Annotated in this window: 13 protein-coding genes; 12 read left to right on the top strand and 1 reads right to left on the bottom strand. The window is 37.2% G+C overall.

Annotated features, from left to right (window positions below; genetic code table 11):
- Positions 1 to 3: 3 nt before the first annotated feature.
- The 8 genes from HND50_08430 (at position 4) to HND50_08395 (ending at position 15072) form a co-directional block, all read left to right on the top strand.
- Positions 4 to 573, top strand: coding sequence for a hypothetical protein (locus tag HND50_08430; GenBank protein NOG45242.1), 570 nt, complete (start codon positions 4 to 6; stop codon positions 571 to 573).
- 43 nt (positions 574 to 616) lie between these two features.
- Entirely contained in the window at positions 617 to 1600 is a 984-nt protein-coding gene (locus HND50_08425; protein ID NOG45241.1) for a PorV/PorQ family protein, read from the top strand.
- A 46-nt stretch (positions 1601 to 1646) separates the two neighbouring features.
- Positions 1647 to 2903 (top strand): IPT/TIG domain-containing protein, encoded by a 1257-nt coding sequence (locus HND50_08420; protein NOG45240.1) that lies wholly within the window; start codon positions 1647 to 1649, stop codon positions 2901 to 2903.
- 87 nt (positions 2904 to 2990) lie between these two features.
- Positions 2991 to 4370 carry a T9SS type A sorting domain-containing protein gene (locus HND50_08415; GenBank protein NOG45239.1) on the top strand — a complete coding sequence of 460 codons (1380 nt, stop codon included), beginning with the start codon at positions 2991 to 2993 and terminating at the stop codon, positions 4368 to 4370.
- A 230-nt stretch (positions 4371 to 4600) separates the two neighbouring features.
- Entirely contained in the window at positions 4601 to 7636 is a 3036-nt protein-coding gene (locus tag HND50_08410) for a TonB-dependent receptor (protein ID NOG45238.1), read from the top strand.
- A gap of 28 nt (positions 7637 to 7664) precedes the next feature.
- Entirely contained in the window at positions 7665 to 9809 is a 2145-nt protein-coding gene (locus tag HND50_08405; protein NOG45237.1) for a fibronectin, read from the top strand.
- Between the two features lie 27 nt (positions 9810 to 9836).
- Positions 9837 to 12959, top strand: coding sequence for a family 10 glycosylhydrolase (locus HND50_08400; GenBank protein ID NOG45236.1), 3123 nt, complete (start codon positions 9837 to 9839; stop codon positions 12957 to 12959).
- 94 nt (positions 12960 to 13053) lie between these two features.
- Positions 13054 to 15072, top strand: coding sequence for a T9SS type A sorting domain-containing protein (locus tag HND50_08395; protein ID NOG45235.1), 2019 nt, complete (start codon positions 13054 to 13056; stop codon positions 15070 to 15072).
- Between the two features lie 23 nt (positions 15073 to 15095).
- Here HND50_08395 and HND50_08390 read toward each other — a convergent pair whose 3' ends face one another.
- Positions 15096 to 16274, bottom strand: coding sequence for a hypothetical protein (locus HND50_08390; protein ID NOG45234.1), 1179 nt, complete (start codon positions 16272 to 16274; stop codon positions 15096 to 15098).
- Between the two features lie 230 nt (positions 16275 to 16504).
- Between HND50_08390 and HND50_08385 the strand changes: the two genes are divergently transcribed.
- The 4 genes from HND50_08385 to HND50_08370 all read left to right on the top strand — a co-directional run bounded on the left by HND50_08385 (position 16505) and on the right by HND50_08370 (position 20677).
- Positions 16505 to 18859 carry a hypothetical protein gene (locus HND50_08385; protein NOG45233.1) on the top strand — a complete coding sequence of 785 codons (2355 nt, stop codon included), beginning with the start codon at positions 16505 to 16507 and terminating at the stop codon, positions 18857 to 18859.
- Between the two features lie 45 nt (positions 18860 to 18904).
- Positions 18905 to 19255: an HIT domain-containing protein gene (locus tag HND50_08380; GenBank protein NOG45232.1), complete on the top strand. Its 351-nt coding sequence runs from the start codon at positions 18905 to 18907 to the stop codon at positions 19253 to 19255.
- Positions 19256 to 19288: 33 nt separating this feature from the next.
- Positions 19289 to 19600: a GxxExxY protein gene (locus tag HND50_08375; GenBank protein NOG45231.1), complete on the top strand. Its 312-nt coding sequence runs from the start codon at positions 19289 to 19291 to the stop codon at positions 19598 to 19600.
- Positions 19601 to 19723: 123 nt separating this feature from the next.
- Positions 19724 to 20677 carry an endonuclease/exonuclease/phosphatase gene (locus HND50_08370; protein NOG45230.1) on the top strand — a complete coding sequence of 318 codons (954 nt, stop codon included), beginning with the start codon at positions 19724 to 19726 and terminating at the stop codon, positions 20675 to 20677.
- Positions 20678 to 20695 lie beyond the last annotated feature (18 nt).

The raw sequence follows: 20695 nt of genomic DNA, 5'->3' as shown, positions 1-20695 counted from the left end.
ATTATGCGAATTTTTATTATAACAATTCTGATGCTTTCGTTATTCAGTTGTGAAGAGTTTCAAACCGAAAGCTTTTCTACTTCCAATGTGGATAAGAAGGCTATTGCTGCCATTGCTGATTCTGTTAGCATATCATTTTCTACAAAAGCTTTAAAAGCCTTCAATAATAAATGGGAAAATACTGCACTGGATACAATTTTGGTAGATTTGAGAGATACGCTTAATACTTCGGGTACGGTTCTTTCTGTTCTGGACACAGCATATTTTCTCAAAATTCCTTCAACAAATGATACAAGTTACGCTACCTTTTCAGGGGAGGCTTCCCGGATAATTATTTTTATAGAAGACTATATTGATATCAAAATCCTGGATAGTAATGGTAACCCTTCAGACCCAGATGACACCTCGATGGAGTTGCCGGCTATTTTTGAAAGCCTATACGGGACAACCTCGAAAGAATACTATATTCGGTCCAGATATGTGTTTAACAGTGTGCCGGACAATGCTATTTTTCAGTTTCTTAAAAACGATCAGACAGATAAGAATGCATTTAAACTAATTATCAATCAATAATTTTCTTCAGGTGCCATTTAGCACTTTTTGGAGGCAAATAAATATGAAGAATCAGAGCAAAATAATAATCTCCTTTTTAGCGGTATTATTGTCTTTGTCAAATCTTATTGGACAGACAAAGCTTGGACAGACCGGTTTCCAATTTCTTAGTGTAAATACTGATGCACGGGCCACAGCCATGGGTAATGCATATACAACCGTAACTGGTAAATCGTCATCATTGTTTTATAATCCGGCAGGGATGGCAGATATGTCTGGTTTGGTTGATGTTTCTTTTTCAACAATGGAATGGATTGCCAACATAAACTATAATGCACTAACGTTATCGTTTAGCCCGGAACGTGGCCAATATGGTGTTTTTGGAATAAGTGTTACAACAATAGATTATGGAAACGATATTCATGGAACACAGGTTTGGGGAAATAATGATGGTTTTATTGAAACGGGTTTAATCGATGCAAATGCTATTGCCATTGGTTTTGGGTATGCTCGTAGTCTAACTGAAAAATTTTCTGTTGGTGGTCAGGTTAAATGGGTAAGTCAACATCTTGGTGAAAGTGTTATTCCGGGAGAAGGTGTTAAAAAAAACCTGGCAGATGTCCTGGCATTTGATTTTGGAACAATTTTCAAAACAGGCTTTAAGAGCCTTGCAATTGGTATGTCGGTTCGCAACTTTTCAGAAGAAATTAAATTTGAAAAAGAAAGTCTTCAACTTCCATTAACATTTAAAATCGGTGTTTCTGCCAATGTAAATGATTATTTTGAATTTTTACCGGAATCACAAAGTCTCCTTATGTCAGTTGATGCGGTCCACCCGCGCTCATTTGATGAATACTTAAATATCGGTTTAGAATACACTCCCATTGAAATGGCCGCTTTGAGGTTTGGTTATATTTCTGCACAAGATGAACAAGGGGTTTCATTTGGTGCCGGTTTAAATTGGGAGGGATTAGGAATTGATTATTCCTTTACCCCATTTGGTGTTTTTGATTCAGTTCAACGTTATTCAATATCATATTCATATTAACTAATTCTAAGTAAAGATGATCCAGAGGAAAAAGGAGAATCTCAAAATGCGTAATTTGATACACGTTTTATTTGTTCTGTTTTCATTTATTGTTTTTAGCTGTGAAGAAAAACAGGATAATGAAGTTTGGCCTCCAAACTATTCAGCAGAGGAACCTAGGCCGGTAATCACAAAAATATACCCAGATCCTGCTACAAGTGACCAAAATGCGGTTTCTTTTGCCGGCGTTGGAATTGTGTATATTGAAGGGCAGAACTTTTCAAGCACTGTCAACGGAAACAGGGTTCATTTTGATGGGAAATTAGGTGAAACGTTGGAGGCAAGTACAACGCTTTTAAAGGTTCGAATGTCCAACGTATGGGGTGATTCTGTAAAAGTCCATGTTAACTCGGCCGGTGCTATTTTATATGCAGATTATAATGGACAACACTATTACTCTCCATTTAGGGCTAAAAATGCTGTACCAACTTATTTTGCCATTGACCAAGATATAGACGTTTCGGGCCTAGCTGTTGATGCTAACGAAAATGTTTATGTGCTTACCCTGGAGAAAAAAATATTAAAAATAAGCCATCCGGATAGTCCAGCAGTTGAATATGGGGATGCAATTTTTATCGTTACACCTTGCATGCGAATTGGCCCGGATTCGCTAATATACATGACCAGGGGTACAAAAAGCTTGTATACTGTTGCTGAAGGAGGAAAAACTAAAAAGCTAATCTCCTATAATAATAATGTTGCCCAAATTGATTTTGATGAAAACAAAAATTTATTTGCTGGAGGAAAAGGAGAGACACTTGAGGTTTTAAAAAACTCTGATGGTACCGATGAGACAGTTGCTGAATATCCTGGGTATACAATCACTGCTTTGCGCGTTTATGATGGCTATGTATATGCTGCAATGAAATATAACCGTTTGCCAGGAGTAGATATTGATTATGATAGTACCGCAGTTCTGGAAGAAATTTGGCGCAATCAAATCCTTGATGTTGATGGTAATTTAGGGCCAAATGAACACGTGTTTAACTGGTCTGGTTTTGTTGGGGAAAATGGCCCTGAAATACTATCGCTTACTTTTGACGAAAGTGGTGAGATGTATATTGGTCAAAGTAGAGATGAAGCTATATATATGTTAAATGCCGGTACTTATTTTTATCCACAAATATTAGATGCTCCTGTTACAAGTTTAACCTGGGGAAATGGAAATTTCCTTTATATCAATAAACATTCGGATGATCCCACAGTAAGGACACTTGTCCGCGTGGAGACAACAATAAATGGTGCAATATATTATGGACGTTAAAAACTAACTTTATTTCTTCAGAAAGGAGGAGAAAACAACTTTTTATTTAACTAATCAATCATTATAAAGTTAAGGAGATATTTTGTTATGAAGAAATTGATACTAGCACTTGCTGTAAGTTTGTTTGCAGCAACGGTTGCTCAGGCACAAGTATGGCAGTTTGATAAAATCTTTTCAGAAGAAAATACGCCGCACGGTGTTGTCCAAACACCTGACGGTAAAATATGGGTTGCAAATTTTAGTAGGCAAGATACATTAGTTAATGCACCAGGTGATACATTGTTTTCAAACCCGGTTAGAATTTATAATGAAGATGGTACTTTTGATGCATTTATTAGAACAGTTACAGTAAGCGCGGTTACAGATACAATTGTACAATTCCGTGGTATAAGCCTTGACTATAGCGGGAATGTTTTCCTAAGTATAAAAAGTAATAATGGTCAGTATATGCTTTTCAGGGTTAATTATCAAACACGGGTAGGTATGCATAAATTTGCACCGGATAATGGTTCTATGACTGAGGCAACTGAGACTGAAGATGGATATACTTATGTCGGACACGTTGGTGGAAATAAACCTTGTTATATTTTAGATGAAGACCTTGCACTTTTCAGCTTTGTAGATGATACAGTTAGTGGCTTACAAAGAAGTGTTCTTGTTACTCCAGACGGCAACGATGTATATTTTGGAAAAATCTATTCAACCGGTTATGGAGTTCGTCATTACCAAAGTACAGATGGTGGTGGGGCTGAATCTGAATCATTTGCCCTTATGGATACATTTGCTACCGTTTTTGACGACACTGGTGCCGTTGCAAGTGCGATGTGGGCACAATGCCTGGATTGGGACAATAACGGTCTTATGTGGGTTGGTACATACTGGGATGTTGCGGCGTTTGATTTTTCTGGATGGTATGCACTTGATCCTACACAGGATTGGGCTGTTGTAGACACAATTGGTCATAACGCAGATACCGAGCTTGGAAATGGTAAGGCAGATGGCGAAGTTGGAGCTGGTTCTTATTGGTCTCCACGTGGCATTACTTTTTCAGCTGATGGGAAAACTGCTTATACTGCCGATTTTGATGGAGGCTATATTCATAAATGGACAAACGCAGATCCTAAAGGACCGGGCAGTGCGATAATTCCTCTTTCTGAATTAGTGGTTACAGCTCTTGAAGATGTTGGTGGTTTAAAAGTTGCGGTTAGTTTTGAATTAAAGCAGAATTATCCAAATCCATTTAACCCTTCAACTTCAATTCCATTTAGTATTAATGCTACTAAACATGTTACTTTGAAAGTTTATGATATTTCTGGTCGTTTAGTTTCTACTCTAATTGATGGAAAACTTTCTCCAAGTAACTATGAATATCAGTTTGACGGAAGCAACTTAGCGTCCGGTACATATATCTATCGTCTGAATGTAGATGGACAACAAGTTAGTAACAGAATGTTGTTGATTAAGTAATTTTTAAAAGATGTACATAAACCGGCACCTTGTGTGCCGGTTATTATTTAATTTTTGTGTAAGTATTCTACTAATTTTTCACCTCATTGGCTTAAGGCATATGCAGACAGCCCATTTTCTACCGATCAAATTACCGAAAATATCGTTTTCCCAATATTGTAAGCATATACATATTTCAATCAGGTTCGTGTCAACAAAAAATATAACAGCTTTAATAAAATGAGTTTTCTATGAAAATAATTACTACGCTATTTATGATTTGTATTTTGTCAGCATATATATTTGCTGGTACAACAGGCAAAATTGTTGGATCTGTTTATGATTCTGAAACAAATGAGCCGCTTATTGGTGTGAATGTTTATCTCGAAGGAACCAGCATTGGAGCTGCGACAGATGTGGATGGAATATATTCAATAATTAATGTCCCTTCAGGTACATATCTGATGGTTGCTTCATATATTGGCTACTCAGAAAAGAAAATAGAAAACGTTAAAGTTAGTATTGATCTTACAACGAATGTTAATATAGAAATGGTGCAGGAATCATTAACAAGTGAAGTAATAATTGTAACAGCAGAAAAAGAGCTTGTTGTTAGAGATATTTCTAATAGCCAGGCTGTTCTTCAGGCAAAAGAGCTAGAATCACTTCCAGTTACAACTTTAAATCAGGCAATATCCATTCAGGCAGGTGTAGAGTTATCAACAAATGGTATAATTATCAGGGGTGGCAATGTTAACGAAACCGCTGTAATTATGGATGGATTTTCTTTAAATGATGAACGTTCAAATAACCCATATTCTTCTTTAAACCCGGCATCTGTAGAAGAGGTACAAGTCCAAACAGGCGGATTTAACGCAGAATATGGTCAAGCAAGGTCTGGCCTTGTAAATGTAATTACAAAAGAGGGTGATAAAAATAGTTACTCCATTACTGTAAATACCCAATACAGTGCCCCGGGCTTAAAAAATTTCGGCAAATCAATTTACAATAAAAACTCCTATTTTAACCGGCCATTTTATGATCCTGATGTCGCTTGGGTTGGAACACTTGAAGGTGCTTGGGATGAACACACAAAAAACCAATATATTGATTTTAAGGGGTGGCAAGCGGTTGCCGATGAAACCTTGGAAGATGATGACCCCACAAATGACCTTACTCCGGAAGGCGCACAACAACTTTTTAAATGGCAGCACAGAAGAGACGGGACTATAGATAAATCTGACTATAATATTGATTTTGGTTTTGGAGGACCTATTCCATTTGGCAGTTATTTGGGTAATGCCCGTTTTTATTTTTCTTTTATAAATTTGAGAGAAATGTTCGTGTTTCCATTATCCAGGGATAGTTATGGAGATACACAGGGAAATCTTAAAATAACAAGCGATATTACTAATACAATGAAGCTGACGATAAGCGGGTTTTATGGTGAAACGGAATCAGTCTCGCCTTATAATTGGACCACAACTCCCACAGGATACATTTTAAGAAGTACATCAGAGATTGCAAACCTTCTTAATAGCAGTGATGGCAACAGCATACTTTATATGCCCGGATATTACAGCCCAACTAAAATATACAGGAGTTCGTTTGGTGTAAAGCTAAATGAAACAATTAATTCAAGTTCATTCTATGAAGTATCAATTCAATATAAAAACAGTAAATACAATACATTCCAAACAAGAGACAGAAATACATCGGAAGTGTATGAACCCGTTCCAGGTTATTTTGTAGATGAAGCGCCATTTGGATATATGGGGTTTGGAGAAGCGGGAATAGACGGAATGGGAATGGGAGGCTGGATGAATATTGGCCGGGATGATAGTGAAATCTCAACCTGGAACCTGAACTCAGCTTATTCTCTAAATGCGAACCACAATAATTTAATTAAAGCGGGTTTACAAATCACATATAATGACTTTGATATTAACTCAACCTCTGTAAGCCCTTCAAACAATTTTTGGAACCGTTCCCAAGTTTATCAAATTAACCCGTTCCGGGTTGGTGCTTATATCCAGGATAAAATGGAGTTTCATGGATTTATAGCAAACGTAGGCCTACGTTTTGATTATTCAAATTCGAATACAAAGAAATATACTCTTGAAGATTATGATAAATTTTATAGCGAAGAAAAAGGTTCACTAATTGAAGATGAAGCGCCAAGTACAAACGCAAAATCCAGGTTTACAATAAGTCCACGTTTAGGGATATCACACCCAATTTCTGAGAACTCAAAATTATATTTTAATTACGGTCATTTCAGATCAGAACCAGTTTCATCACTACGCTTCAGAATTCAGAGGGAGTCTAGTGGGCTAGTAAAAAGCATTGGGAATCCAAGTCTTGATTTAGAAAAAACGGTTTCTTATGAATTGGGTTATGAGCATAATATTTCCGACCTGTTTCTATTAAAAGTTGCAGGATACTATAAAGATATAACAAACCAGGCTGATTGGGTTTATTATCAAAGTTTAAGTGGAAATGTTAAATACAATATCGCAGAAAACAATAACTATGAAGATATTCGTGGCTTTGAGCTTACTCTTTCTAAACAGGCAGGTGGCTGGGTTAGTGGATTAGTTAACTATACATATGATGTCAGGACTTCTGGTTATTTTGGTGTAAAAGAAAATTATGAAAACCCAAATGAACAAAGGGCTTATCTTTTAGAGTCACCAATTCAGTTTAAGTCACGCCCACGTCCTTATGCGAGGGCAAATATAGCTTTCCATTCACCGGCAAATTATAGTATTGACCCATTTGTAAATGAGGTAATATCTAATTGGCACCTAAGTTTATTATGGAAATGGAAATCGGGGGCATATTTAACTGAAAGCCAAAAGAAGAGTGCTGCGTTGTATGGAGACGCCCAATGGACAGATTTCCAAAACACAGACATACGTGTTAGTAAAAATATTAGAATAAAAACAGTTGACCTTCAGGTTTACATGCAAATAAAAAATGTTTTTAATAACAAGTTAATGAGCAGTGCAGGTTTTTCTGATCGGGACGATTATTATAAGTATTTAGGATCCTTGAATTTTTCCTGGGAAACAGGGGAAGAAAAGGGAGATGACCGGATTGGTGATTACAGGCCTTCGAATGTTGCATATGATCCGCTTGAACAAAACCCAAATAATGATCCCGAAATTGCGGCCAGGAATAAGAAACGCAAAAAAAATAAATCCTATATTGATAACCCAAATATTAAATCTTTTACTTTTTTAAATCCGAGAGATATTTGGTTTGGACTGAAAATAAACTTTTAATCAAATCACCTAAAATGTAAAGATAGACATGTATAAAAATTTGATAATAATTACCATCGTATTGTTAGCAACCTCTATCCACTCACAGGTTTCCGGATCAAAAGAACAGCATATCAGGGTTGGTTCTTTGCAAAGTCATTTTACGGCTTATGGTGCCGAAAGAGCCTGGAATAACAGTTATTATCAGGGAATGCAATGGCCTGCAGATTATCTTCTTCAAGATAATGCCGTTATTGAAAGATCGTGGATTGCTGTCCAGGACTTTACCGATATTGATGGCCGTGTATGGGAAAATTACGGAATATATTTTAATAAAGATTATGTAGGTCTTTCGCTTTTTCCAATAGAACATAAACAAACAGCCAAATTCTCAATTCCTGATGTTTATGTTGATGGTGATAATATCAATGCGCCATATAAAGAAGATGTTGATGAGTTTGATCCAGACCAGAAACCAGACCGAATTGTATCAAATATTGTTAATACTTCACTCGGGTTAACAGTCAGTAGAAAAATATTAGCTTTTAGTCAGCAATATCATGACAATTATTTCATCAAGATTTATACTTATACCAATACAGGTAACACGGATTACGATGATGACATTGAGTTACCAGCGCCTATAAAAGGATTGCGAATAGGACACAGCGCTCGATACAGCACAGGCCGTGAAGGATCACCAAATCTTGGACGTGGACAATCTTGGGGTGCATTTTCCTGGATTACTACGCGTGGAGAAAATTATGCCCTTCATCAAAACGATGTAATCACTGAAGACAATCCTATTGTGGATTGGATTCGGGCAGGGTTTAGCTGGGCAGGTCAATCTTCATCAATTACTCATGATAATATTGGTGGCCCGGCCACAAATGGCGGCGGAAGACTTACGGCACCACAACATGCGGGAACGGCAATAATTCATGTAGATAAAAGCAGCCAGGATTCTACAGATGATGCAACACAACCTGCATCCATCGGTTGGCATGCAGGGGATACATATCCAAGCTTGGGCGATTTAAATACTGGTTCTTTAATGAACAAGCTTTATAGTATGCTAAGTGGAAACCCGCATGAAAGTATGGGTGGAGTAGAAAGAATGGATGAACGTTATATGGACACCAACTCGGATCCAAGTACCATTGGAAAAAATGACGGCGGCGGGGCAAATGTGTGGATAAACTATGGTCCATTTGATCTGGAACTTAATGAAAGCATCACTCTTGTTGAAGTTGAATCTGTTGCAGGTTTGAGCAGGACAATGTGTGAAAAAATTGGTTATCGCTGGAAAGAAGCTTACGATAATCCGAACGATACAGGCCCTTTTGATTTGCCCGATGGCTCAACAACCGCAGATAAAGATGTTTTTAAAAATAGTTGGTTTTATACGGGTAAAGATTCAATAATGAAAAATTTCGGCAGGGCCAAAAGAAACTTTGATCTGAATTATGAAATACCGCAACCCCCACTTCCTCCATCTCTTTTTGAAATAACATCCGGTGGAGACAGAATTAGTTTGAAATGGAATAGCTCTTCTTCGGAATCAGAATCAGATTTTGGCGGCTATAGAATTTACAGGGCAGTAACTAAACCAGATACCGTTTTTGAAGAAATATTCGAATGTGGTTTAGGTACTGACAATCCTGATATTGTTTATTCATTTGATGATAAAACGCCACAACGTGGGTTCTCTTATTATTACTATCTTGTGGCTTTCAATGATGGAAGTAATAATACAAGTGGAGAAGCAAATCCAAAAGGACAATTAGAAAGCGGACGTTTTTATACAAAAACCAATAAAGCAGCTATTTTGCAACGTGAACCAGGTCGCAGTATTTCAGACGCAAGGGTTGTTCCTAATCCATATAATATCCGGGCGCAAAATTTACAGTTTGGTACAGATGATGGTGCGGATCGTATAATGTTTTTGAATATACCAGCTTTTTGCACAATAAAAATTTTCACAGAACGTGGAGACTTAATTAAAACAATTCACCATACAAATGGCAGTGGAGATGAAGCATGGAATTCAGTTACCTCTTCCAGGCAAACTGTTGTTAGCGGAATTTATTTAGCTCATATTAAGGTTACCAGGGATTATCCCGATCCAGAAACAGGTGTGATACTTTATAAAAAAGGTGAACAAGTTGTAAGAAAGTTTATAATAATTAGATAAAACTTAAATGAAAATACAGGAAATATCATGATCAAAGCCACCATAATAAGAACCGCTTACATGGTTCTTTTTCTTTTTTTGATAAACGCATATGCAGGAAACAACGAAGAATTTAGATCTGCCTGGGTAATAACATGGGAACATAGCAGTGGGTCTGATAATGTTGAAGAGAGCAAAGCAAGAATAAATAAAGTTTTAGACAATGTTAAAAAGGCAAATATGAATGCAGTTCTTTGGCAAGTAAGGCAAGGAGGCTCAGCATATTATAATTCTTCTTATGAACCTGTTGGATCTTATTATCCAAATGTAGACCCTGCAACCTATGATATTTTTGAATATGCAATTGAACAGGCACACGCCCGTGGTTTGGAAATACATGCCTGGTTCAATGTTTTTTCAGCTTCTCACACCGACCCGGGAACACCTGCGGCAGAACATCCGGAATGGGTTTGCCGTGATCAAAATGGAAATGCGATGACATCCTCGCGTGCTCTTTCTCCGGGACTAAAAGCTGTACGTGATTATACAACAGATGTAGCAATGGAAATAGTTAATAATTACGATATAGATGGATTGCATCTCGATTATATTCGTTGGAATGAATATTCAAGTACATTGTCATCAAGTGTATTTGGAAAGCAATCTGAAAAAGAAAAACTACTTGATAAGCCGCTTACCGAAGAGCAAACTAAAGCACTGATCAATGCAGCCGGTGGAAGATACTTGTACGATGTTGAACACCCGTTTTCAGCTGGTGTGCCTGATAGTGTTCCGGGAACACCTTTTGTTTCGTGGGAAAATTACTGGCGTTGGAGTGTAACTGAATTTGTGAAAACACTACATGATTCAGTACAAAGTGTGAAGCCTTATGTAAGGCTTTCTCCCGCAGCTCTTGGCAAATATAACTGGAGTGGTTGGAATGGTTATAATGTAGTTTATCAGGACGCAGCGCTTTGGTTTAACAAAGGGTACATCGAACAATTGATCGGAATGCATTATCACTGGACTACAAAAGAAGGCTTTTACGATATGCTAAAAGGCAGTTGCCCAAGTTGTTGGGAAAGCTGGATAGGACCTGGAATTACGGCAGGAAGGTTATACACGGTTGGGCCGGGATCGTATAATTTTGGAAGCGATTGGAATAACCACCCGTCTATTATTGAAAGGTTAAGAACTATCCCGTGGGTTGATGGTACGCAATTTTTTAGCTACGGAAGCTGGGACGACAAAGATTATTGGGAAAAAGCAGGAGACACATTTTTTGCAAATAAGACAAAAATCCGGGATACAAAACTAATTTCAGATGCAATACCCACAGCCCCATCTCTTGCAGTTACAAAGCTTGATTCATTAAAATACCAAATAGAAGTAACACCAAACACAGGTGGGTCAGATCATTGGTTTGCAATATACAGATCAGAAGATGATAATTATAACCCGGACAATGATGAAATTCTGGACTTATTTTTTAATGATCAGGCCTTTACTTATGATGACGTTATTAGCGGAATCCAGGATTTCGATGGAACATATCATTATTATGCTACAACAATGAACCGCTATTGGAATGAGTCGGATTTATCTCAAATTGCTGTATCAGATTCCATACCATCACTACCACCGGTTGTTTTATCAGCTGGGATGAATGAGGGTGATACTATTCCTGTAACAAAGGAAATCACAATCAATTTTTCCAAAACAATAGATACGGAAACAATTGATGGCAATGTTCTATTTGATCCGGCAGTAACTATTACTGGATATAATTGGAGCAATGATGATAAAACCCTGTCCATAATTCTGCAAGATAATTTAACTTTTGCATCGGCTTATGAGCTCACAATTACCAATAGTGTTAAAGATATTAATGGAAAAAGTATTGATGGCAATTCAGATGGAGTTGAAGGAGACAATTACGTTATTAACTTCTTCACAAAAGCCTTTGATGACGTAGCTCCAAATGTAGAATACACCTATCCGAACGATAATGAGGATAATGACAAATTTGATGTTCAGAATATTATAACAATTATCTTTAACGAAGAGTTGGATGCTGAGACAGTCACAGAAGAAAATGTATATTTGTCAACAAATTCAGCAAGCATTGAAGCGGATGTTTTAGTGACTTTGATAGATGAAAAATCTGTTATTACTATAACACCAAAGGAAGAATTAAATCCTTCGACTGAATATACCATTTTCTTAAGCAGCGCTATCACAGACACAATTGGCAATCTGCTAGGAGAAGATTTTACATATAACTTTATGACGGCCGCAGAGTATTACGCAGAAATAAAAATGATTGAAAACTTTTCTCAGCCAGGTGATTGGTGGAATCCTGAAGGCAGTGGATCAACGGTTGGTATAATTGTTAGCAAAACAAAGTGGAATTACTCCTCTCAAATTTATGTACCCTCAACAAATATAAAAAAAGCTGGGAGTTTGAAATATGGTTGGGACCTTTCATCGGGGTCACATTTACTAAGGGAGTACTTGTCCGGAGGAACACCCCGTGGAATAACGTTTGATACAACTTATGTCCTTCAAACTTATATTTTTGGAGATGGTAGTAATAACAAATACAGGTTTGCACTTGATGAAAAACATGGGTCCAACTGGTCTGATCACGAAGTCTCGCAGTGGATAACAATTGATTGGATTGGTTGGCGTTTGGTGGAATGGGATTTAAATAATCCAAGTCAGGTTGGTAGTTGGATTAGCCCGGACAAAGTATTAAATGGAGCATCTTACAGGATTGATAGTCACCAGTTAACTTATGACTCAACCGCAACTTCAACAGGTCATATTTATTTTGATGATCTTAGGATTGTAAAAAAATCAATAGATCCATCAAGTATTGGTGAAACTGAAATCAAAACAGTTCCTAAGAAATTTACACTTTACCAGAACTATCCAAATCCGTTTAACCCGGCAACGAAAATCCGTTTTTATTTAGACAAGCCCTCAGAAACATCTATCAAGATTTATGATATATCCGGACGGGTTGTAACTACAATTAAAGAAGGATTTCTAAATACCGGGTTTCATATAGTTGAGTTTAATGCATCAAACTTTGCTTCTGGAATTTATATTTATGAGGTAAGTTCAGGCCAGCAGCGTCTCAGGAAAAAAATGACTTTGTTAAAGTAAGAGGCTATTTAAACCGGATTTTTTAAAATCCGGTTTTTTTTGAAACATTCACAGCTTAACTTTAGGACGATATCAAATTTTTGGAGAATAGCGAATGCACAAAATATTTATTTTTTTGCTTATACTGCAAGTACAACTTTTTGCTGATGAGAATAAGTGGATTGCTATTGGAGACCTTCATAATTGGTATTCCAGTTCTGGAGCCGAGAGGGAAGTTGGCAGGCGTGGAATAATTTCAGACCAACAAGATGGTTTACGTTTCCCGGCACTTTATAAATTTCAAGACATGCAAGTCGCTAAGGCACTGTGGATTGGGACAGTTGATTACAATGATCCTTTGCTAGAAGGAAAATTATTTTCTCACAAAGTTGTGCACAATGGACCGCGGGTCTTAAATGAAGAAAGCGAATTTATGCCTGTTGAGTTTAGGCTTGTTGGAAAGTACCATCATCCAGTTGTTAAAGTAGACGGGACTCCCGCTACAAATAATCTTTATGCCGACCTTGTGGATGAAATTGACAAAAATCTTGTTTCAGATAGAATGCTATATAATGTTGTAAATACCGGAATTGGCATTACAATGACTCGCAAGATTTATGCTTTCAGCCAGCAAAATCATGACAACTACCATATATACGAATATGTTTTTAAAAATACTGGAATATTTGATAAGGATGGATCCACCGTTAATCAAACGTTAAAGGATGTGGTTTTCTTTTTTCAATACAGATATGCACCAACCCGTGAAATTGGTCCATATGGATATAACTTTGCACCTCAATCAACTTCGTGGGGAAAAAGCACTATGCTTGACGTTAGAGGTGAAGACCCAGGATCAGAAGATCCATTCAGGGCGTTATATTCCTGGCTTGGCAGACATTCACAAGAATCAGCGAATTTAATCGGCGGGCCTAATACAGGAGGTGATGGGCATTTGGGTGCTGCACAGTTTGTTGGTAGTGTTGTACTGCATGCAGATAAGTCCGCTGAGGATAATTCTAATGACCCAAACCAACCTTCGACAACACATTATCTCGGGTCCGATGAAAGTATCACTGCCAATAACAGCCATTTCGACTCTACAAAAATGGTTGCCGAATATGCAGCAATGGCTAAAGGGCATGCAATTGTTAGGCATGCTGATGCGGTTGGAAATGGGTATACCGATCTGTTTGGGGGTACACCAGGCGGTTATTCCCATACTCAGGGATTTGGCCCTTATAACCTGGCACCGGAAGATAGTATAAGAATAATAATTGCAGAAGGCGTCGCTGGGTTAAGCCGGGAATTATGTTATAGTGTAGGTGATGAATGGTTAAACGGGGATGCACCTTTTAGTTTACCAGATGGTACTACAACATCTAACCGGGATGAATTTAAAAATGCATGGGTTTTCACTGGAAGGGACTCATTATTTAATACATTTACAAATGCGGTTTTAAATTATGAAGGTGGCTATAATATCCCAGATGCTCCGGTTCCTCCCGATACATTTAAAGTAGATTCTTTTGATGATTATATACAATTGACCTGGTCTTCGAATGCTGAGGAGGATGAAAATTTTGCAGGATATTCAATATTTCGAGCGTTGAATAGACCCGATACAACTTTTGAACAAATTTATAGTTGTGGCTTAAATACAGACAATCCTCAGGTTGTAAATCATTATGAGGATAAAGATGTTAGCCCAGGCAATGATTACTATTATTATATCCAATCTTTTGACAATGGAGCTACCAATAATGGCACACCTCTTTATTCCAGTTTATTTTGGACGAAAACAAATGAGCCTGGATTTGTAAAAATCGATCCAAATAATATCGATGATACTGAAGTCAAAACAATTCCTCAGAAATTTACACTTTACCAGAACTATCCAAATCCATTTAACCCGGCGACAAAAATCCGCTTTTACTTAGACAAGCCCTCAGAAACATCTATCAAGATTTATGATATTTCCGGTCGGGTTGTTACCACAATTAAAAAAGGATTCCTAAATACCGGGTTTCATATAGTTGAGTTTAATGCATCAAACTTTGCTTCGGGAATTTATATTTATGAGGTAAGTTCAGACCAGCAGCGTCTCAGGAAAAAAATGACATTGTTAAAGTAGAAACTATTAGAAACCGGATCATTTTATGATCCGGTTTTTTTATTAGAGAGTTTTTCCAACCGCTTTAAATAGTCGAGAGCTACGTCATGGCTGCGGCGATATTCTTTCATAGTCAGTATCAATTCAAACATACTTTTTGCCTTTTCCAAGCGGCCTAAATTTTTAAAACAATAACCCGATTGCAGAATTGAGTAAACCTTATACCGTTCAAGATAACTTTCCATTGGTTGTTCAAGCGGCTTTTGTGCTTCAGATAAATATGTTAGCGCTTTTTCATATTTGGCGGCCTGGTAATAAATAACCCCATAGCGAAAGTTTACAATACGCATTTTATGTTCAGGATAAAAGGGCTTGGAAGATTGTGTACGTTCCGTATAAATATCAAGCAAATCAAGCGCCAAACTGTGTTTGCGCATACGTGTGGCGATACTTATTTGCCACATCAAAAATATTGGGTTTTGAGGATAAGTATCTGAAAGCTCCTTCATAATCTTAAATGCTTTTGCGTATTTCTTTTCCCGAGTAAATAAAATTACGCTATTCATATATGCTGCAACAACCCTGGCAAAAATACCGGTATCAATTGTTTCCTGTAAATCCGTAAGTCCACGTTTTTTATCACCATCCGGATAAAAGATAAATAACGGTTTCAAGATTGGGTATCGGTTGGGGATTAAATCGGCATAATATAGATAAAGCCCTGTGCCAAATTTTGCATCAGGGTTTGGGATTTTTCCTTCCAGCGCATCTTCAATTCCACGAACTGCAACACGGCCTTCTAAAGCGGCAGAAAACCAGTTTTTTCTGGCAACATGCATAATGGCTTTAAACCCGGCAGTGGCATTTACATAAAACTGAGCTACTTCGTAAAGCGGGTGGTCATCATCAAAATCATCCAGTTTATCGCTAATATTATCAAGTGCTTCATCAAAGGTTTCATTGTATTTTGGATTATGCAGATCAGTTGTTACTTTGATCCATAAAGCCACAACGTCGACAAACAAAGCTTCAGGACGATCGGGATATTTTTTTTGATAGGCGTCTACTTTTTTCTCAAAGGAGTCAAATTCCAGGTTATAGGCATGATCGAGAATTACCAGCAGGGAATCTTTCTCCGGGGGTGTCCATAACGAGGAATCCTGCGCGTAAGATTGAAGTGTGAATACGAAAAGTATAGCAGCAAAAATAATCGATTTTATCATCAGGTTATTACAATGTTAGTTGATTTTGAATTTGAGTAACGACATCTTTTTTAAGAAGTTCAGCTGAACTTACAATTCTTCCAAGAATAAAGCCATTGGCAAACATCACATAAATGAAATTGCCTGAAAGAAAAACACGGACTATATTGCAAATAGTTTTCACCGTAAAGCGAAAGAGGCCAAAACCTTTTTTGTCATTCAGAACGAAACGAAGTGAAGTGAAGAATCCCATGGCAGTAGAACCACAAAAAATGCAACCCGTTACAGAAGAAGAACTTAGCCAGTTACCACATGAGGCTATGGTTGCTTTTGCTGCTCGTTGTGCTTTGCGTGTTTGGCCAATAATTGGCGAACGTGGTAATTTCAGTTTTTGGGGTGCATTTAACAGGATGTATTTACTAGAGATTGAAAAAGCAGTACATAAGGCCATTCTTTTTAGCGTAAATAAATTAAATAGTACTGTTGATATTACCAATGAACCTATTATAGCATCTTATGCACCAATTCCTAACCCAAAAGCTGCATATGCAAGATCTTCTTCTTTTGCTGCATTAGGAGCAATAAATGATAACACTTATGTTTTATCAGCAGCATCTTTGGCAGCCAGTGCTACATTGAATGATTTTGAATTGAATTCAGTTCATCGGGATGACTACGAATTTTTAATAAAAATGCCTTTTTCCAAAGGCAGAAAAAATGTAGAAAGTTTTTATCAACGCCCAATATGGCCAAGAACAACTCATCCTGAAAACTGGGATGAAGTTGAAAACAACTTCTACAAAGCCCTTGAATCCATCAACTACACAAAATTATTTGACCGCTACCAATCTGGTGGAGCAGCCTATATTAACCTACCTTTGGAAAAAACGGCTGATCCTGAAAAACCTGGTCTTGGGGATAAAGTAGGGAAATTTGTCGAGGAGCAGGTCTCAAAACTTGTCGGTTCAACTTCCGAATTTGTAAAAAAAACGATTTTTTCTATTGTTAGTCATAAAACCAAACCCGCATTAGATGTTGAGCGCCATGCCGGTTTAATGGCCCAATTGCTAACTAATTTTCGTTCTGAACGTGGCCAGTTCGTCGGGATCTTTGGCCAATGGGGGCGGGGTAAGACGTATTTTTGGGAACAGGTTAAGAAAATCATTACAAATGAAAAAAAACCACATTTTGTAGCTGTCGAGTTTCAGGCTTGGAAATATCAAGACACACCAGCTTCTTGGGCTTACCTTTATGAAATACTGGCAAACCATTATATAAAAAGTAAACATATTTTTTTTCTATTTAGGCCAATTGTATCGACCTGGCGAAAGTTCAAGCTAAACATGTTCCGGGGTATTTGGAAAAAACCACTTTTTACTTTTTTGGCGGTTTCTGTAGTTGGCTATTTTGGATTGTTTTTAACTGGTACACTTGAGTCCATTTTAGGTAAGATTAATCTTTCTGAAATAACGGATAAATATTTTGTTCTTACATCCGGCTTTGCCATTCCATCCTTATTAATACTTATTTATGATAAACTTAAAAAAAACTTTAGCACGAAAGCCATGGATCTCTACGAGAGGCTTACAAAAAAAGTATCCTTTACCGGTTTGCTAGGAACACAAGCAGAGATTCAAAAAGAATTAGTTGTATTGCTAGAAGCGTGGTTTCCTAATCCCCTAAAAAAACGATTATTATTATTTGTTGATGATATCGATCGCTGTGACGAAGAAAAAATTATTCAAATTGTTGATGCATTGCGTGTTATGCTGGAAGATGAAAACCTAGTAAAAAGAATGATAGTCCTTTCGGCCGTGGATGAACGAATTCTAAAAAGGGCAATCATTAAAAAATATGAAAAACTTGTTGATGAAAAATGGTTCGAAAACACTATTAAATATAAAGACTATATAAATAACTTAACCCGTGAATATATGGATAAGCTTTTTATCACGGGCATTAAGTTGATGCAGCTTACCAGCAATCAAATGGGTAATTTTTTCAAAAGCCTAACTTCCGATGATGAAGAATCGGGCCGCATAGTTGTAAACCCAGAAGATATTTTCAAGGTCAATGATGCCGGCCAAGCTTCTCCCGGTTCCGAAGAGAAAAACAGTGCAAATGAAAAAACGGGTGATCCTAATAATGAGCGGATAGCAAAACAAAATAATTCACTGGAAAATTATGCAGATATTAAGATTGTTCGATCTGAACAAGAAAAATCAGATTCCTCAAATGAATTTGAATTAGAAATATTTGAAGAATTAATCTTGGAAGGTGTTGTAGCAAAAATGCCAATTGCAACGCCCCGGCAAATCCGAATTTGGTATTATCGCTATTTGTTAGCAATGCGATTATTAGAGCCAGTTTTGGAAGGCAATTCAGATGAAAAAAACCAAAAACGAATTTCTAGTTTGGTTGCAAAATTAATTTATGTATACGGTCGTCTATATCCAATTGAAGAGTTTAAAAATTTACTTCCGGGATATAAGAAAGGGAGAAAAACTGTTACGGTCAATCACAAAGATTTTAAAGTTAAGGTAACTATAGAACCAGAGATATCTTCTAAGGTTTTTGAAGTTTTAGAAATGGTGATTGCTTATTAATGCTTCGACAAGCACAGCACACAAAATTTATATGGAGAAAATGAAATGCATGAAGAAACAATCTTTAGTAAAATTATCCGCAAAGAAATTCCATCCGATATGGTTTACCAGGATGATACAGTTACTGCCTTCCGTGATATTAATCCGCAGGCACCGACGCATATTTTAATTATTCCCAATAAAATAATCCCAACCATGGATGATGTGACTGAAGCTGATGAACAAGTTTTAGGGCACATGGTTACAGTTGCTGCAAAGATTGCCCGAGAACAGGGAATATCGGAAAACGGTTACCGCGTTCTGATTAACTGCCGGGACCACGGTGGTCAGGAAGTCTATCATTTACACATGCATCTTTTTGGTGGCCGTAAACTTGGCCCGATGTTATCAAGATAATTATACCGCAGAGAACGCAGAAAAAGGAAAATAATGCACATAAATGATTTATCAGGTTCAATTATCGACTCAGCGTTTCATGTCCATAAGTCATTGGGTCCAGGATTACTTGAATCAACCTATGAGGCATGTTTAAAATATGAACTGCAAAAAAGAAAAATAAAAGTATTATTACAAATTTCTTTACCGGTTAACTATGATGGGTTAAAGATAGATGCTGGCTACCGGATTGATCTCTTGATTGAAAACATGATAATTGTAGAATTAAAATCTGTTGAAAGAATAATGCCCATCCATGAAGCCCAGATATTAACCTATCTAAAGCTAAGCAAACTAAAAGTTTGAATACTGATTAATTCTAATGTTAAATTATTTAAAGAAGGTATAAAGAGGATGGTCAATAATATTTAAAGATTATTTGAAGTGTATTTGTCCGCGAACTCTGCGGTAAAATTAAAAGGAAAAATCATGGAATATTATATTGCATTTTGGAATGTAGAAAATCTATTCGATGTAAAAGATTCACCACAAAGGTCGGAGAAATTAAAACGTGTTTTAAAAAATGAATTAACTGGCTGGACAGCCCAAGTGCTTGAAAAAAAGTTAGACCAGCTCGCCTCAATAATAAAACAAATGAACAATAATTCCGGTCCGGATTTACTTGGTGTTTGCGAAGTTGAAAATGCTTTCGTGCTGGAAATGTTGGCAGATAAAATTGCAATTGATGGACGTAATTATAAAATCTCTCATGACAATTCTCAGGACAATCGTGGCATTGATGTAGCCTTTATTTACGATTCTAAAAAACTAAAAGCCCATGAACAGTTTTCGCATTTTATCCAAAAACGTACAGCAACCCGTGATCTGTTCCAGGTAAATTTTAAAACAAAATATGATAACCTTTTAGTCGTAGTTGGCAATCATTGGCCTGCGCGAATGGGTGGGCAATACGAATCTGAGCCGTACCGCATGATGGCTGGGGAAACACTTGGTTATTTTCATGAGCGAATAAGAGAAATCTATGGCAAAGATGTTGCTGTTTTAGCAATGGGTGATTTTAATGACGAGCCTTTTAACCGCTCGATAACAGAGTATGCACGGGCTGAGCAAACACGTACAAAAGTTACCAGGGCACGCAGCGCAAAGTTTTTAAACATGATGTGGCCATTAATGGGCGAAGGGAAAGGAAGTTATTATAACGCGAATGATCCCAATATGCTGGACCAATTTTTGGCCTCCAAAGGATTATTAACAGGTAATTCAGGATTAAAAATTAAGCAAGATTCTGTTGAAGTAGTGCAGTTTGCTGAAATGGTCAACACCGGTACCTATCCCACTCCAATCCGTTTTAGTAGGGGCAAGTCATTAAACAAAAAGGGCTTTAGCGATCATTTCCCAATTTCGATCATATTAAAAGAATAGCAAGGAGTTCTCTTCGGC

The organism is Calditrichota bacterium, from assembly GCA_013112635.1.
Lineage (GTDB): Bacteria > Calditrichota > Calditrichia > Calditrichales > J004 > JABFGF01.
Note: the sequence above shows the minus strand (reverse complement) of the source record. Positions and strands in the feature narration are given on the sequence as shown.